Origin of the sequence: Vibrio gallaecicus, from assembly GCF_024347495.1 — a bacterium.
Classification (GTDB): domain Bacteria; phylum Pseudomonadota; class Gammaproteobacteria; order Enterobacterales; family Vibrionaceae; genus Vibrio; species Vibrio gallaecicus.
The window spans coordinates 1404320-1418398 of record NZ_AP025491.1; the positions used below are offsets into that span (position 1 = coordinate 1404320).

Annotated in this window: 14 protein-coding genes; 6 read left to right on the plus strand and 8 right to left on the minus strand. The window is 41.9% G+C overall.

The features are described 5' to 3' along the window. Positions 1–266: 266 nt before the first annotated feature. The gene (locus OCU78_RS21135; protein WP_137371628.1) at positions 267–1163 is read right to left on the minus strand and encodes a LysR family transcriptional regulator; all 897 of its coding nucleotides are present in this window, start codon (positions 1161–1163) and stop codon (positions 267–269) included. A 186-nt stretch (positions 1164–1349) separates the two neighbouring features. On the opposite strand from OCU78_RS21135, the gene OCU78_RS21140 reads away from it, so the two are divergent. Further along, positions 1350–1988, plus strand: coding sequence for an NAD(P)-dependent oxidoreductase (locus OCU78_RS21140; protein ID WP_137371629.1), 639 nt, complete (start codon positions 1350–1352; stop codon positions 1986–1988). Between the two features lie 124 nt (positions 1989–2112). On the opposite strand, the gene OCU78_RS21145 is transcribed toward OCU78_RS21140, so the two are convergent. Both OCU78_RS21145 and OCU78_RS21150 read right to left on the minus strand, forming a co-directional pair. Beyond that, entirely contained in the window at positions 2113–2766 is a 654-nt protein-coding gene (locus OCU78_RS21145) for a cupin domain-containing protein (protein WP_137371630.1), read from the minus strand. A gap of 84 nt (positions 2767–2850) precedes the next feature. Then, complete coding sequence (locus tag OCU78_RS21150; RefSeq protein ID WP_137371631.1) at positions 2851–3756, minus strand: LysR family transcriptional regulator; 906 nt, start codon at positions 3754–3756, stop codon at positions 2851–2853. Between the two features lie 226 nt (positions 3757–3982). Here OCU78_RS21150 and OCU78_RS21155 point away from each other — a divergent pair, with 226 nt between their 5' ends. Beyond that, entirely contained in the window at positions 3983–4702 is a 720-nt protein-coding gene (locus OCU78_RS21155) for an SDR family oxidoreductase (protein WP_137371632.1), read from the plus strand. Positions 4703–4807: 105 nt separating this feature from the next. Here OCU78_RS21155 and OCU78_RS21160 read toward each other — a convergent pair whose 3' ends face one another. After that, the gene (locus OCU78_RS21160) at positions 4808–6667 is read right to left on the minus strand and encodes a choice-of-anchor I family protein (protein WP_180033653.1); all 1860 of its coding nucleotides are present in this window, start codon (positions 6665–6667) and stop codon (positions 4808–4810) included. Positions 6668–6878: 211 nt separating this feature from the next. After that, positions 6879–7526: an outer membrane protein OmpW gene (gene ompW, locus OCU78_RS21165; protein WP_137371633.1), complete on the minus strand. Its 648-nt coding sequence runs from the start codon at positions 7524–7526 to the stop codon at positions 6879–6881. 412 nt (positions 7527–7938) lie between these two features. On the opposite strand from ompW, the gene glgC reads away from it, so the two are divergent. The 4 genes from glgC to OCU78_RS21185 all read left to right on the plus strand — a co-directional run bounded on the left by glgC (position 7939) and on the right by OCU78_RS21185 (position 11348). Beyond that, positions 7939–9159, plus strand: coding sequence for a glucose-1-phosphate adenylyltransferase (glgC, locus tag OCU78_RS21170; RefSeq protein ID WP_137371634.1), 1221 nt, complete (start codon positions 7939–7941; stop codon positions 9157–9159). Between the two features lie 539 nt (positions 9160–9698). Beyond that, positions 9699–10055 carry a ribosome hibernation-promoting factor, HPF/YfiA family gene (gene hpf / locus OCU78_RS21175; RefSeq protein ID WP_137371635.1) on the plus strand — a complete coding sequence of 119 codons (357 nt, stop codon included), beginning with the start codon at positions 9699–9701 and terminating at the stop codon, positions 10053–10055. 210 nt (positions 10056–10265) lie between these two features. Next, on the plus strand, positions 10266–10421 hold the full coding sequence (locus OCU78_RS21180) for a DUF3012 domain-containing protein (RefSeq protein ID WP_137372241.1): 156 nt from the start codon (positions 10266–10268) through the stop codon (positions 10419–10421). A 138-nt stretch (positions 10422–10559) separates the two neighbouring features. Next, complete coding sequence (locus tag OCU78_RS21185; protein WP_137372242.1) at positions 10560–11348, plus strand: HAD-IIB family hydrolase; 789 nt, start codon at positions 10560–10562, stop codon at positions 11346–11348. A gap of 154 nt (positions 11349–11502) precedes the next feature. Here OCU78_RS21185 and phnE (OCU78_RS21190) read toward each other — a convergent pair whose 3' ends face one another. The 3 genes from phnE (OCU78_RS21190) to phnC are packed head-to-tail and all read right to left on the minus strand — an operon-like array spanning position 11503 to position 13900. Continuing rightward, complete coding sequence (gene phnE, locus OCU78_RS21190) at positions 11503–12306, minus strand: phosphonate ABC transporter, permease protein PhnE (RefSeq protein WP_137371636.1); 804 nt, start codon at positions 12304–12306, stop codon at positions 11503–11505. Further along, positions 12306–13142 (minus strand): phosphonate ABC transporter, permease protein PhnE, encoded by an 837-nt coding sequence (phnE, locus tag OCU78_RS21195; protein WP_137371637.1) that lies wholly within the window; start codon positions 13140–13142, stop codon positions 12306–12308. Before phnE (OCU78_RS21195) ends, phnE (OCU78_RS21190) begins: the two co-directional genes overlap by 1 nt. After that, positions 13130–13900, minus strand: a complete 771-nt coding sequence (phnC, locus tag OCU78_RS21200; RefSeq protein ID WP_137371638.1) for a phosphonate ABC transporter ATP-binding protein — start codon at positions 13898–13900, stop codon at positions 13130–13132. The genes phnE (OCU78_RS21195) and phnC overlap by 13 nt, the downstream gene beginning before the upstream one ends. Between the last annotated feature and the right edge of the window lie 179 nt (positions 13901–14079).

Genomic DNA, 14079 nt, shown 5'->3' on the forward strand with positions numbered 1-14079 from the left:
AGTGGTTAGGTACAGCAATGAATGTGGATTGGATACAGACAGTTATGTGTGAAATAGTTATATGTGAAATAGCTATGTGTTGGAATAACTATCAGGAGCCACTCTATAGATAGGTGAGAGAATTCATGACAAGGAGGGAACATAGGCAGTAAATGAAACAAGGCAGTCCTTTATTAGCAATCAAACACTGGAACTTCTCTATTGAGTTCAAATCCGATATTCGTTTGAGTATCGGATTTTTGTATTTTGGAAATAAACCTTCACCATTAAGCATCGCCAAGTTTAATGTCAGAACTCCAAGATTGTGCAACAAAATCAATAAACTGCCGCACTATAGGCAATTGATAACTGCGAGAAAGATAGACCGCCCATAACACGCTGCTGGGTACAACAAATTCATTAAGGATGGGCTGCAGTTTCCCACTATTAATTAAAGGATTTGCCAAATCACAAGGCAGGTGGACAATGCCTTTTCCGTGCTGGGCAGCACTGGCTAATACACCAATATCATTGGCGATTATCGTTCCTGTTACCTCAACAGCTTTATGCTGATTATCTTTGACAAACGTCCAAGAAGAAGCACCTAAGTGCCTAAAACAGTTATGATCTTTAAGATCGTCAATATGCTGAGGTTCACCATACTTAGACAAATATTCAGCTGAAGCACACACTACGGAATCAATAACCATCAACTTGCGAGCGATCAAACTGTCGTCAGGTTGATCAGTATAGCGAAGGGCGATATCTATCCTTTCATCGACCAACTGCGCAAAATGATCCGATGCAAATAGTTCAACTGTGATATTGGGATGCAATTCGGTGAACTGCTCTACAGCGTCGAGTAGTATGTTTTGAGTTAACCCTATAGGTGCGGCAACACGAATTGTGCCCGATAACTGATCATTTCGATTCAAAGCGGTCAGTTCTAATTCGGTGGTTTCATACAGTATTTTTTCACAACGATTTAGTGCCTCTTCTCCCGCAGTTGTAAGGCTCACCTTTCGTGTTGTGCGATGCAGTAATCGTTGTTTCAACCAAGCTTCAATCTCTTGAACGTGGCGTGATACCTGTAATCGACTTAATCCTAAGTGCTCAGCTGCTTGCGTAAAACTGGCACAATTCGCCACCTCTACAAAGCTGCGCATTGCAGTCAATTTATCCATCACACGCTCCCAATTTTTTCTGATTATCCAGTTTGATTCGAGTTTAGCTGCTTAACCAAGTTAATTAGATAACTATATAGATACAATCTACATCATTTGGCGATATTTATCGCAACCTAGTGAGCTATTAGACTGCAATGGCTGTCGAGAAAACGACTCAATAAATTAGAGAATTGGAGAAATATTATGAAAATTGCAGTATTAGGCGCTTCAGGTTGGATTGGTAGTCACATCGCGCAAGAAGCTCAATCTCGTGGGCATGAAGTGGTTGCAGTTGTCAGAGATCCTAGCCGAGTAGAATTGGACAATGTAGAAGTGCGTCAATTTGATCTGCTGAGTGACAACACAAATCTATCCGATGCTTTGTCTGGTGTAGACGCAGTGATCGCATCGATTGGCGGGCGTGCAATGGGTAATCACGACATTGTAAACAACACAGCTAAAAAGCTACTTACTTCATTGCCAAACCTGAACATCCATCGCTTACTTTGGGTAGGAGGAGCAGGTTCGCTTGAGGTCGCCCCTAATGTCGCTCTGGTTACCGTTCCTGATTTTCCTGCTGATTACAAAAACGAAGCTCTTGCACAAAGCGAAGCACTAAAGACTTTCAAACAATCTAGTAGCGAGCTTAACTGGACTTTCATTAGCCCTGCGGCTGAAATATTCCCTGGAGATAAGCTATCGACTTACCGTACTGGTGGTGACCAACTGCTTACAGACGACGCTGGCAATAGCAGGATTTCAGTCATCGATTACGCAATCGCAATGATTGATGAGTTAGAAACCGGTCAGTACCCACGCCAACGCATTGGTGTCGCTTACTAGTCAGCCAATAGATAGAAATAGGCTATAAAAAATAAATACATAAAAATAGTTACGCAAGAAATAAAAAGTTAAAAGCCGCTTACTGAACAAAGCGGCTTTTTCTATTTGTTTGTCGAGCTCATCGCTATACCAATGGCAGGTGACCGGTTTTAACGAAGATAACCGTTTCTTCTTCTACATAAGGGAAGTGCTCGCTCATGTGCGGGCTGCGCATCCAAGTATGTTTGGGGTATTCGCCATGTTCATCTTTAAAAGTGCCAGACAACACAAAGATCTCTTCACCTCCAAAATGACGATGCGGCTGAAAACGCTCGCCCACGGGCCACTTCACTAATGCAACATGTTCGTGCTCAAATTCATGCAATGGCATCACTTGTAAGCCACCAATGCCCGGAAGCCATTCCTTTTCAAGCGTATTAATACGAACTTCAGTTAAGTCCCTTGCATCAAACTGATTGAGCTTAACCAAGATAGTACAGCCACTTTTGCTCGATGGAGAATGCGCACTACCTGGTGGATTACGAATGTAAGTACCCGCTGGGAAATCCCCAGTTTCATCAGAGAAAACGCCGTCTAACACGAAGATCTCTTCTCCTTCCGGATGCGGGTGCTCAGAAAATGAAGATTCAGGATCGTACTTAACTACGCTAGTCGTGTGACCCGATTCTTTATCTTCTCTTTCTAGCGGCTTGCGCCATACCCCTTTGGCTGGGCTCGCGACCCAATCTAATGGTTCGGTTTCTATAACCAATCTCTTTGAAAAATCTATGTTGAACATAGTGGCGACCTTCCTGTTATTATTTTTCTATACGTTCTATCTACATTTTATTCTAGGAATAACGAAAGAGAGAACCCCGAAGCCTTAGCTCACTGGCATTTGCTCAAAGCGACTTTTTACGAAATCAATGAAGGTTCGAATTCGACTCGGTTGATAACGGTCTCGATGGTAGATCGCTGAAAAGTCCACTTTAGGCACCACCCACTCATCAAACACCTGCTCTAGTTGCCCGTCATTAAGTTCTTGTAAGCAATAGATGGTTGGCACGCGAATAATCCCGTTGCCCGACTTCGCGCCCTGTACTAGTACTCGACCATTTTTACATTGCAGTCTGCCCGTCACATGCACATCGACTGTTTTCTTGGTGTCATCTAGCGCTTGAAAGCTCCACTTGCGCACCGAACCCGTTAAACAATCATGATGGATCAAATCTTTGGGGTGATTAGGCTTTCCTTTACGAGCGAAATACTCAGGGCTCGCGAGTGTTCCCATTTCAATATCTAAGAGCTTTCTTGCGATAAAGCCCGCGTCTTCTAGGCTTCCCATGCGAAAAGCAATATCAAACGCATCTTCAATCAAGTCGACTCGGTTACTACTGAAATCAAGGCTAATGCTGATGTCTGGGTAGAGCTGCATGAACTCATTGACCAGATCCGCGATGATCACTTCACCAAGATAACCACCGACACAATTTACTTTTATGTCGCCACGTACTTCTTCGACATCATCCACAGCAGCAATCAGAGCTTGGTCTATATTATCTAAGGCTTGTTCACATCTCGCGTACAGATCTTGCCCTGCGTGCGTCAGTCTTAAGGTTCGAGTGGTACGGATAAACAACGTCACGCCCATCTGCTTTTCTAGGCTACTCACTTGGCGTGATACGTGGGAGCGCGACACATCAAGCTCCTCCGCTGCTTTGGTAAAGTTACCTAAACGAGCGATAAGCACGAAAGAACGAATATCAGACAGGTTAATTTGATTGAGCATGGTCGCCAGCTTAGTTGTGAGATTTTAAGATGATGAAGTAATAGAGAGTACATGTTTATTGTTGCATCACAGCAACAGTGTTTCAAGTAAAGCGCTATATATCAACAATGCTATTTTCCTTAATATACCTCCATCGCAACGAAGCAAGGCAACAAGCACTTGATTCGAATGCACTTAAACAATACGTCGTAGCCAACCGACGCAATAAAAGTACAGAGGAAATAAAATGAAAAAACTAATCGTAATTACAGGTGCAAGCTCTGGTATTGGTGAAGCAATCGCTCGTCGTCTAAGCGATGAAGGCCACCCTCTGCTACTTTTAGCTCGTCGTGTTGACCGCCTTGAAGCGCTTAACCTACCAAACTCTCTATCTTTGAAAGTAGACGTAACAGACAAAGCGTCTTTTGATGCAGCAATCGCACAAGGTGAAGAGAAATTTGGCCCTGTAGATGCGCTTATCAACAACGCTGGTGCAATGCTTCTTGGTCAAATCGATACTCAAGACGCTCAAGAGTGGAAGACAATGTTCGATGTGAACGTAATTGGTCTTCTAAACGGCATGCAATCTGTTCTTGCTCCAATGATGGAACGCAACACAGGTACTATCATCAACATCAGCTCAATCGCGGGTAAGAAAACTTTCCCAAGCCACGCTGCTTACTGTGGTACTAAGTTCGCTGTTCACGCTATTTCTGAAAACGTTCGTGAAGAAGTTGCGGCATCAAATGTTCGCGTTACCACTATCGCACCGGGTGCAGTAGAGACTGAACTTCTGTCTCACACAACATCTCAAGAAATCAAAGATGGTTACGATTCTTGGAAAGAAGACATGGGTGGCGTATTGGCAGCAGACGATATCGCACGCGCGGTATCATTCGCTTACCAACAACCACAGAACGTATGTATCCGTGAGATTGCTTTAGCACCAACTAAGCAACAACCATAGAAACCAATTATCACGCATACATTTGCGAAGTATAAATAGAAAGCGCCACTACTTATTCAGTAGTGGCGCTTTTGTTTGGGTTAAATCGAGTAACAGTAAGCGTGATTAAAATTCAACGCGGTAAACTGACGTGCTGCCACTCACTTCATTGCCAACCGCGATAAAATGGTCACCTGAACGAGTGAAGTACTTGATTGATTCAGGACCTAAATCACCCGCTTGAGGGTTATAAATACCGTTACTGCATTCCCCTTCTTCGTCTACCTGAGTACAGACTGGTTCATCAAAGTTTCGATTATTTACATAAGTGATAAAACGAGATTTAGCAGGCTGGGTCACATCATAAACCATGATGCCACCTTGGCGCTCTAACCCAATAAATGCGTATTGGCGACCATTAATCTTCGCTACTTCAATGGCTTCAGGTTCAGCCCCTTTATCATCACTGCGGTCATCTGCACTCGTGTTGTTATCATTCGTGCTATTAAAGTTCTTTGGATTCGCTTCTAGCGTAATACGAGCAAAATCATCTCCGCTATCAAACACTCGTTTACCAGATTCATCCCATATAGAAAAAGATCGGCTACCGAACGCTTGAACTTTTTCATCAGCGCTGAGTGTGTCTTGCGGTTTAATAACTTTTAATCGACCCAATTGCTTTTTATCTTTCAGAGCTTCAGCTAAAGGGTGGTTCGCATCCACTTTGAGTTTACTCCCTCGCACTTCATCGACATAAGCAATACAAAAGTCTGTTTTAGTCGAGTATTCAGCTGTGTCTTGGTAGTCATCACCATCCCATTCATACTCTTTTTCATCACACTGTTTTTGCGTGACTTCAATGCCATATTCACGACCATCACCTTCATTTGCAGTCATGATATATGTAGCACCATTTACGCTGTAGCTAGTGATACTATCTGGCATATAAAGCCCTTCTAGCATTGGGTTGCTTTGAAAATTGCCAAGCTTTTTATCTTTATTAGAAGCGTCTAATTTCGAGTCTTCCCAAGACTTACCACCAAGACCAAAAATACTATCAATGCTAGCAGTCGCTACATCAATCGCTGCCAAGGCATTATTTTCTTGCAATGCAACATACAACTTTCCATTGTCACCAAACGTCAGATATTCCGGTTCTAAGTCTTGAGCGACTGTGGCAGTTGGCGCTGATACTCTAACCTTATTGGTTAACTCTGAATGACGATATTCGCCAGAGTTAAAGGCTCTAAAATCAATCTGTGACACTTTTGCATCTAAAGGGCTATTTGCGTTTAAAGGACCATTCGACATATCAACCAGAGTCACGCTTCCTTCAGGGTCAATCGAATAGTCAGCATTGGGTTCACCTTCATTTGCTGCTGCTAAATAGCGCCCATCTTTAGAAAAGCTCACCATGTCTGGCAGAGCGCCGGCAGCGTAAGTGGTGATTAGCTCTAGAGTGTCGGAACGATAAAGCGCAATGACGCCATTTTGTTGTTTATTCGAATTTTCAATGGCTACAGCCACGAGTCCATTGTTAGCGGAAACACTGTTTGCTGCACCAATCTCAATACCTGAATGTCGCGCTGCTGACTGCAGATCTATTTGCCCTGAGGGAGTTGGTTTAGTCGAAGAATCTAGCTCAAGAACATCAATAATCTTAGCTTGAGCATTTACAACATAAAGTTTGTCGGTGCATGAATCGTAACTCACAATTTCAGCGGCTGAAGTCGCAAATGGTGCTTGAGCGATAGCACGCCCAACAAGGGTGATGCCCGTTAATTCCGCATCACTGACGGTTGGGGCTTGCTTCTCGGCACATTGAATACCAAAAGAATCACTAGCAGAAAAAGAGCTGACCGTTTGGCTGATCTCTGAAGTGGTATTTTGACTACAGCCACATAATACTGACGTCGCCATTGCTGGGACCAGCAAAGCAAACTTGTTTAACTTATTATTTCTCTGCTTAAAAGCGTTACGATTCATAAATCCTCCATAATTTGAGGGAGGGATACTAAAGGCGAGATATGACAGTAATACTTCTATTATATTAACAAAGCATGACCAATTTGGATCTCGTATGGTTTCCAGACACAAAAAAGCCTGAGCACGAAAGCGATCTCAGGCTATTGTTTTATTCTTTAGAATACTTAAACATTCTTGAAGATAAGTTAGCTAGCGAATGGAATCATTCCACTTAGAATTGATAACCGCCGCCAATCATAAACACCCATGGGTCGATAGTGACATCTGTTGAGTAAGTGGTTCCCCCAGCTTTGTATTTCGCTGTTGTATCTATATCTGCATACCAAACCGATGCATTTAGGAACCAATCATCATTCAACATGTAGTCAGCACCAATGTTCGCCGCCAAACCCCAAGAATCATCCAAAGAAAGGTCACTCAACCCTGCATTCTTACCCGTGCTGTTTAGCTCTTCGTCGAAAAATACCGTGTAGTTAATACCAGCACCGACATAAGGACGAAAATCGCTTTCAGCATCACCGAAGTAGTACTGCACCATAAATGTTGGTGGTAAGTGCTTAGTATCTGCAATCTCACCCAATCCACCTAAGTTTGTCGATATGCTGTGAGAAAATGGCGTAGCCGCAAGCACTTCGAAACTAATGTTATCAGTAATCATATAGCCAAACGTGAGTCCAAGCTGTGTATTCGAATCTACTGAAAATTCCGAACCTGCAGAATTTAATACATCACCACTACTATCATTAGGTGCGACAGTTGCAACACCAGCACGAATAATGATGTCACCTTCTTTATGAGCAAGGACATTCGTTGACATTAGGGCTGTTAAAATAGCTAAACCACATACTGTTTTTTTCATTATTATTTCCTTTTGTAGGGCTTTCTTTTTATTAGTGAATGAAGAATCATTTCTTAATTTGCGTGCAAGGTAACACCACAATAACCCTACTTTTTTGATGGAAATCAATTTGTGAAATCTATTAATTAAACATTTACATTTATATCGATACGATCACTTTATAGGCGATTTTTATTGACAGTTTTGTAATGCAACTTTTATGTGCATCAGTTCCGTATATGGTTATTTTCCACTGTACTCTGACCGGTAAAATCACCAAAAGTAAGCAAGTGCCCGATTGCGTGCCACTTTTTGGTGCGATCCTCAAATCTACTACGATCTTATCTATACTATTCAACAGGTTAGTTTTGGCTTAATGCTTGCTAATTACATAGGTAACCAAATAAAAACATAACGTATAGAGGCTCTGATTATGCAAGATACATTAACTATTGTATTAGCAGGCGGTGTTGGCTCTCGCCTTTCACCACTAACGGACAACCGAGCGAAACCTGCCGTTCCTTTTGGTGGAAAGTATCGAATTATTGACTTCACCTTAGCGAATTGCTTGCACTCTGGGCTTCGTCAAATATTAGTGTTAACTCAATATAAATCGCATTCTCTACAAAAACACTTACGTGACGGGTGGTCGGTGTTAAACCCAGAGTTGGGCGAATTTATTACCAATGTACCGCCACAGATGAGAACGGGAGACAGTTGGTACAGCGGAACTGCCGATGCGATTTATCAAAATTTATACCTGCTCTCTCGGAGCGATGCTAAGCATGTTGTTGTTCTTTCTGGTGACCATATCTACCGTATGGATTACGCCCCAATGCTTGCACAACATAAGCATTCCAAAGCCGACTTAACGGTTGCATGTATGGAAGTGTCTATTGATGAAGCCAAGGAATTTGGCGTAATGGAAATAGACGACGCACAACAAATTCAGAATTTTTCAGTAAAACCCAACTATCCAGCTTGCGTACCAAACAAGCCAACACGCAGCCTTGCGTCTATGGGGATTTATATATTCGATAAAGAGGTATTAATTAGAGCGTTACTTGATGATGTAGAAGACCCAAATTCAAGCCATGATTTTGGTAAAGATGTGATACCAAAACTGGTCGATAACCAAAGAGTCTACGCTTATAAATTTGGTGATGAAGCCGGGCGCGTCACTCAAGATACTTATTGGCGAGATGTCGGTACCATTGATTCTTACTACCAAGCCAATATGGACTTGTTGAAGCCAATTTCTCCCATTGATTTATACCAACCAGATTGGGCAATACGAACCTATGAACCTCAACAGCCACCAGCTCGAACGGTTGCCTCAGTAGAAGGCAACCAAGGAATCTTCATTAATTCAATGATTGCCAATGGTGTGGTAATAGAGGGAGGTTCGGCTCAGAACTCCATCTTTTTCCCAAAAGTTAAAGTCAATAATGCCGCCATTGTGATTGATAGTATTCTATTTGAAGAGGTCGAAATCGGTAAGAATTGTCATATCCAAAACTGCATCATTGATAAGCACGTAAAAGTGCCAGATGGCACCACCATAGGCCTTAATGACAAGGTCGATGCAGAACGATTTCACATTTCAAAAAATGGCGTGATTGTCGTGCCATCCTCTTACGAATTCACATCTTAGTATTTTAATACTATGTAGCAGAGGCAGCGAAAGGCTGCCTGTGTTCGTAGGATTCTTTTCACGCAGATAAATAATCTAGTTGGAGTAATGTTCTATCTTTTGGATCACTACAATAGCAGTGAGTAGCTAGCTTAACGAGATACAAAACTTCATTTAGGAGGAAAACTTAACTGCAGACTGTGGCAACACTGCTAACCTTATTAGAGAGAAAAATAGGATATGAACGAGCAACCCAATGTATATTGACGCTCTGAACCTTTAAAAAAGTCGATCAGAAATAGTGCCAACAAGCTGCAAAAAACCAACATAGAACGTATTAGGAATAAGAATAGATACAATAAAATTTAGAATGGAGTTTTTTTGCACAGTCTTCGTTTTGTCGAAACATAATATGCGTGCTAGTTACCCTATATTCAAGGGGCTCAATAGAGATTATTTGATAACATGGAAGTCAATCACACATGTGTGAATACCTTCTTGGTCAAATTACCGCATCTTTGCTACGTTTAGGTTACACAGTCATTGGAAAGGTATGATTTATGAAAGTAAACGTTCAAACACATCACGTATCAATTAACGACGACTCACGAAAAGAAATCGAAAGTAAGTTCGATAAAATCGCTAACCACTTTCCACAATTGATCAGTTGCGACATTATTATTACGAAAGAACACAACCAACATCAGGTAGAGGTGTTCACAAACTACGAAGGTGTTCGAGTTTCAGCAAAATCAACTGACGATGTAATGTATCCTGCAATCGCTGCTTCACTAAAAAAACTAGAAGCGGGGCTAAGCAACCGAAAAGGACAATTAAAGTCTGATTTACACGAGAAGCCAACAAGCACAAAACCAGAAATCGCTTCAGATATCATCCAAGAGATGAAACTCGTTTAAACAGTATTGTTACAGATTCTAAGGGCCAGCATTTTGCTGGCCTTTTTCGTTGTTAGTCATAAATCCTTAAATCCAGAGTAATAATTATCATCAAAAACACACAATGTTAAAAATGCGATTTTATTAAAAAACACCGTCAAAACACACTTGGGTCTTTCTAAATAAGCTTGTAATATCAATGGCTCTTATCAGTTAAATATGGATGTTATGATGAAAAAACTCGCTTTAGTGATCTTTCTTGCGACTCAGCTTATGGCCTGTACAGAAGTGGGCAGTGAAGCTTGGTGTCAGGATATGAAAGATAAGCCGAAAGGTGACTGGACCACCAATGAAGCCACTGATTTCGCCAAACACTGTATCTTCTAAACTCAATCTCTTATTTAAGCCACTTGAACTTTGACAAAAAGATCAGGTGGTGGGCTTAAAAACAAACATCTCAAAACTCTAGTAACTTAACCAACCACCCTCTCAATGACATTAGCGAGCTTAAGTATGAAAGTAAGCATGGAAGAACAGCTTAATGCGCAGTGGAAAGACATAAACTGGGTATTCACCGATGTCGATGACACCCTAACCTGGGAAGGATCTTTACCACCAGAGACATTAATTGCGCTTCAGAAACTCCGAGACAACGGAATTAAAGTCGTTGCGGTAACAGGGGCATGTGCAGGCTGGTGTGATCACATCGCCCAGCTTTGGCCTGTTGATGCAGTACTTGGTGAAAATGGGGCTTTTTTACTTAAAAAGGAATCAGGCTCACTGAAGATAAGCACTAACCTTCCACTAGCCGATATCAGAGCAAACCAAGCTAAGCTAAAACAACAAATAGAAGCCATTCTTACCCGCTACCCAGAGCTATCACTCACGTTAGATCAAGAATACCGTCTATGTGAAGTGGCGATTGATATTGGGCAGAACTGTGAGCCCGTTGATCAAAAAATAGTGCAAGCAGTACTGAAAGAAATCCATGAATTAGGCGCTCACGCAACCGCCAGTTCTATTCACATTAACGCTTGGTATGGTGACCATTCTAAGAGAAATGCAGTTCATCAGTTTTTGGAAGAACAAGGATTTTCAGAAGGAGATATTCACCAGCATACCTGCTATGTGGGTGACTCTATGAATGATCAGCAGATGTTTGAATCTTTACCTCTCACCATTGGTGTAGCAAACATCCAACATTATTGGGACAAGTTAGAGCACCACCCTAGCCTCGTTATGTCTAAACCGGGCGGATATGGTTTTGCTGAGTTCACCGAGAAACTTCTTGTGATTAAAAAGGCTCTTTCTTAATAGACCCGGCACATAAAAAGACCTCGCACTTAAAAGATAAAGTTAGAAGCATAAAAAAACGACCACTAGGTTGACCGAAAGAACCTAGGGTCGTTTAAGCTATAAAGTGTCACTTTAAGCTCTAAACTGTTATGAATTGTATTTATCTCAATGACTAAATGAGCTTGTTACGAATATGGATTACTACGGCTTCGGCAATAATCACTACGGCAAAAATACTCACTAACACCATGGATACTTTCTGCCATTCAAATAGGTTTTGAGCATCATTTAGAATAACGCCAATACCACCCGCACCAACTAGCCCTAACACTGCTGACTCTCGTACATTGATATCCCAACGGAATAAAACAATAGAGTAAAAAGCTGGCATCACTTGAGGCCAATAACCTTTAAGTAAAATACTCATCCAAGAAGCGCCAGTCGCTTTCAACGCTTCAATTGGCCCCATGTTCACTTCAGCAATGGCTTCCGCTAACAGCTTCCCTACAAAGCCGATACTACGAATGGCAATCGCCATAATGCCTGCAAGAACACCAGGGCCAAACAGTGCAATAAACAAGAGTGCCCACACTAATGAATTCACAGAACGAGAAGACACAAGAAAGAATTGAGCAACCCAATTTAGTGCTTTATTAGGCGTAATATTTGGCGCATTCAATAACGCTAAAGGAATAGCAAAAACCAAGGTAAACAAAGTACCTAAAGTTGCGATATGCAACGTTTCAATCATCGCTGCATGAATGGACTCTGGATAGAATGCATAATCAAGCGGCACCATGCGTTCAAACATATCTGCAAACTGAGCTGGGGCGTCATACAAGAACTCTGGAATCACTTCAACAGTCTGCCATGACCACACAATCGCACACACTAAGCTAAGGTAAATCGCAAACCGAGCGATGCGCTCATTAAACGTAAAACGTTGCCATTCTTTATCTATAGAAGCCGTTGTCATTAGAAGACTCTCCTAACAATATTTGAAAGAAATTCACCTACAAGAATCAATGCGATTATGGTCATCAATATAGCCGCAACAAAATCGTAATCAAAACGCTGGAATGCCGAGAAAAGAGTGCCACCTAAACCGCCAGCACCAACAATGCCGACCATAGTAGAATTACGTAAATTCGAGTCCAGCTGGTAACTTGCAAAACCAATGAAGCGGGTAAATACTTGTGGCATAACAGCATATAGGATCACGCTAGTGAAACTTGCCCCTGTCGCTTTTATCGCTTCCACAGGTTTAAACGAGATTTCTTCAATAGCTTCTGCGAACAACTTGGCAATGAAACCAATTGAAGCAAAAACCAAAGTTAAGATCCCAGCCAAAGCGCCAAAGCCCACGGCTTTCACAAACAGAATTGCGATGATCACTGGGTGAAAAGAACGACATAAAGCAATGAAGCCACGTATCGGCGTTGAAACAATTGAAGGCATCATATTTCTAGCAGCAAGCAAGCCTAAAAATAGTGAAATAACAATGCCAAAGAAGCTCGAAATAATCGCAATCTGCAAACTCTCAGCCAGACCGCTCAGCAGTAAACTGGTGCGAGAAAAATCTGGCGGGAACATCCTTGCAAGTAATCGCTCACTTTCGCCAAACCCTATAATAAGCCGATCAAACGTTAAGCCTAATGTCGAAAAGCTATAGAACAGATACGCTACAATCGCAGCCATAATTGCTCGATTCGTCCACGACGTTTTAAAAGGGTTTTCCCTATTTACTGCTTTTCTTGAAGCATGCGTACTTGATGAGTTCTGAACAGCACTATCTTGTGTTAATCCAGCCATGATTCACCCCCATAAATGATTTTTAGATCATCTTCTGAGATCCCTTCAGGGCTGCCATCGTAGTGAACTTTACCATTACACATTCCAATGATGCGTTTCGCGTAACGTTTCGCTAAGTTCACATCATGAATGTTAACCAGAACTGGAATGTTTTTCTGTTCAGCGAAGGTTTCCATTAACTCCATAATCTCAACCGCTGTTTTAGGGTCAAGTGATGACGTGGGTTCATCAGCCAACAATATATATGGGTCTTGCATGACCGCACGGGCGATACCGACACGTTGTCTTTGCCCGCCAGACAAACTATCCGCTCGTTGGTTCGCGAAATCTTGTAAACCGACAAATTCGAGTAGCTCAAAGGCTTTATTTAAGTCTTCAGTTGAGTAGTTTCGACGCCATGCATTCCACGCCGACATGTAACCCAAACGCCCGCTTAATACGTTTTCGATGACGGTTAAGCGCTCAACTAAATTGTATTCTTGAAAAACCATGCCGATATGGCGACGCTGCATTCGAAGCGCTTGTCCTTTCAGTTGAGTAAGATCGGCACCATCAAATATGATTTCACCTTGGCTAGGATCGTTTAGACGGTTGATACAGCGTAGAAGCGTACTTTTACCTGTGCCTGATGGTCCGATAATGGCGATAATACCTGGTTCATCAATATCAATATTAATGCCTTTAAGAATCGGCTTACCTGCCACATATTCATGAAACAGGTTATTAATCTTTATTCCTTCATAGCTTGCGACAGCCATACTGCATTTCCTTGTGCAAAATTTAAGATGATCTATGCCCTACCCGTGAGGGCATAGATTTAAAATGCGCTTATCAATTGGATAAGCTAAAGAGGTAAATGTGATTATTGTTTGGTTAAGCGTGTAATCTGTAACTAGTGAAAGCTATTCGTTATTGGTGAGTCGTTATCTAGTAACGC

What these genes read in the sequence shown, in the direction of transcription:
- OCU78_RS21135 (WP_137371628.1), bottom strand. Translation starts at nt 1,163, where the DNA reads ATGGATAAATTGACTGCAATGCGCAGCTTTGTAGAGGTGGCGAATTGT.
- OCU78_RS21140 (WP_137371629.1), top strand. Translation starts at nt 1,350, where the DNA reads ATGAAAATTGCAGTATTAGGCGCTTCAGGTTGGATTGGTAGTCACATC.
- OCU78_RS21145 (WP_137371630.1), bottom strand. Translation starts at nt 2,766, where the DNA reads ATGTTCAACATAGATTTTTCAAAGAGATTGGTTATAGAAACCGAACCA.
- OCU78_RS21150 (WP_137371631.1), bottom strand. Translation starts at nt 3,756, where the DNA reads ATGCTCAATCAAATTAACCTGTCTGATATTCGTTCTTTCGTGCTTATC.
- OCU78_RS21155 (WP_137371632.1), top strand. Translation starts at nt 3,983, where the DNA reads ATGAAAAAACTAATCGTAATTACAGGTGCAAGCTCTGGTATTGGTGAA.
- OCU78_RS21160 (WP_180033653.1), bottom strand. Translation starts at nt 6,667, where the DNA reads ATGAATCGTAACGCTTTTAAGCAGAGAAATAATAAGTTAAACAAGTTT.
- ompW (WP_137371633.1), bottom strand. Translation starts at nt 7,526, where the DNA reads ATGAAAAAAACAGTATGTGGTTTAGCTATTTTAACAGCCCTAATGTCA.
- glgC (WP_137371634.1), top strand. Translation starts at nt 7,939, where the DNA reads ATGCAAGATACATTAACTATTGTATTAGCAGGCGGTGTTGGCTCTCGC.
- hpf (WP_137371635.1), top strand. Translation starts at nt 9,699, where the DNA reads ATGAAAGTAAACGTTCAAACACATCACGTATCAATTAACGACGACTCA.
- OCU78_RS21180 (WP_137372241.1), top strand. Translation starts at nt 10,266, where the DNA reads ATGAAAAAACTCGCTTTAGTGATCTTTCTTGCGACTCAGCTTATGGCC.
- OCU78_RS21185 (WP_137372242.1), top strand. Translation starts at nt 10,560, where the DNA reads ATGGAAGAACAGCTTAATGCGCAGTGGAAAGACATAAACTGGGTATTC.
- phnE (WP_137371636.1), bottom strand. Translation starts at nt 12,306, where the DNA reads ATGACAACGGCTTCTATAGATAAAGAATGGCAACGTTTTACGTTTAAT.
- phnE (WP_137371637.1), bottom strand. Translation starts at nt 13,142, where the DNA reads ATGGCTGGATTAACACAAGATAGTGCTGTTCAGAACTCATCAAGTACG.
- phnC (WP_137371638.1), bottom strand. Translation starts at nt 13,900, where the DNA reads ATGGCTGTCGCAAGCTATGAAGGAATAAAGATTAATAACCTGTTTCAT.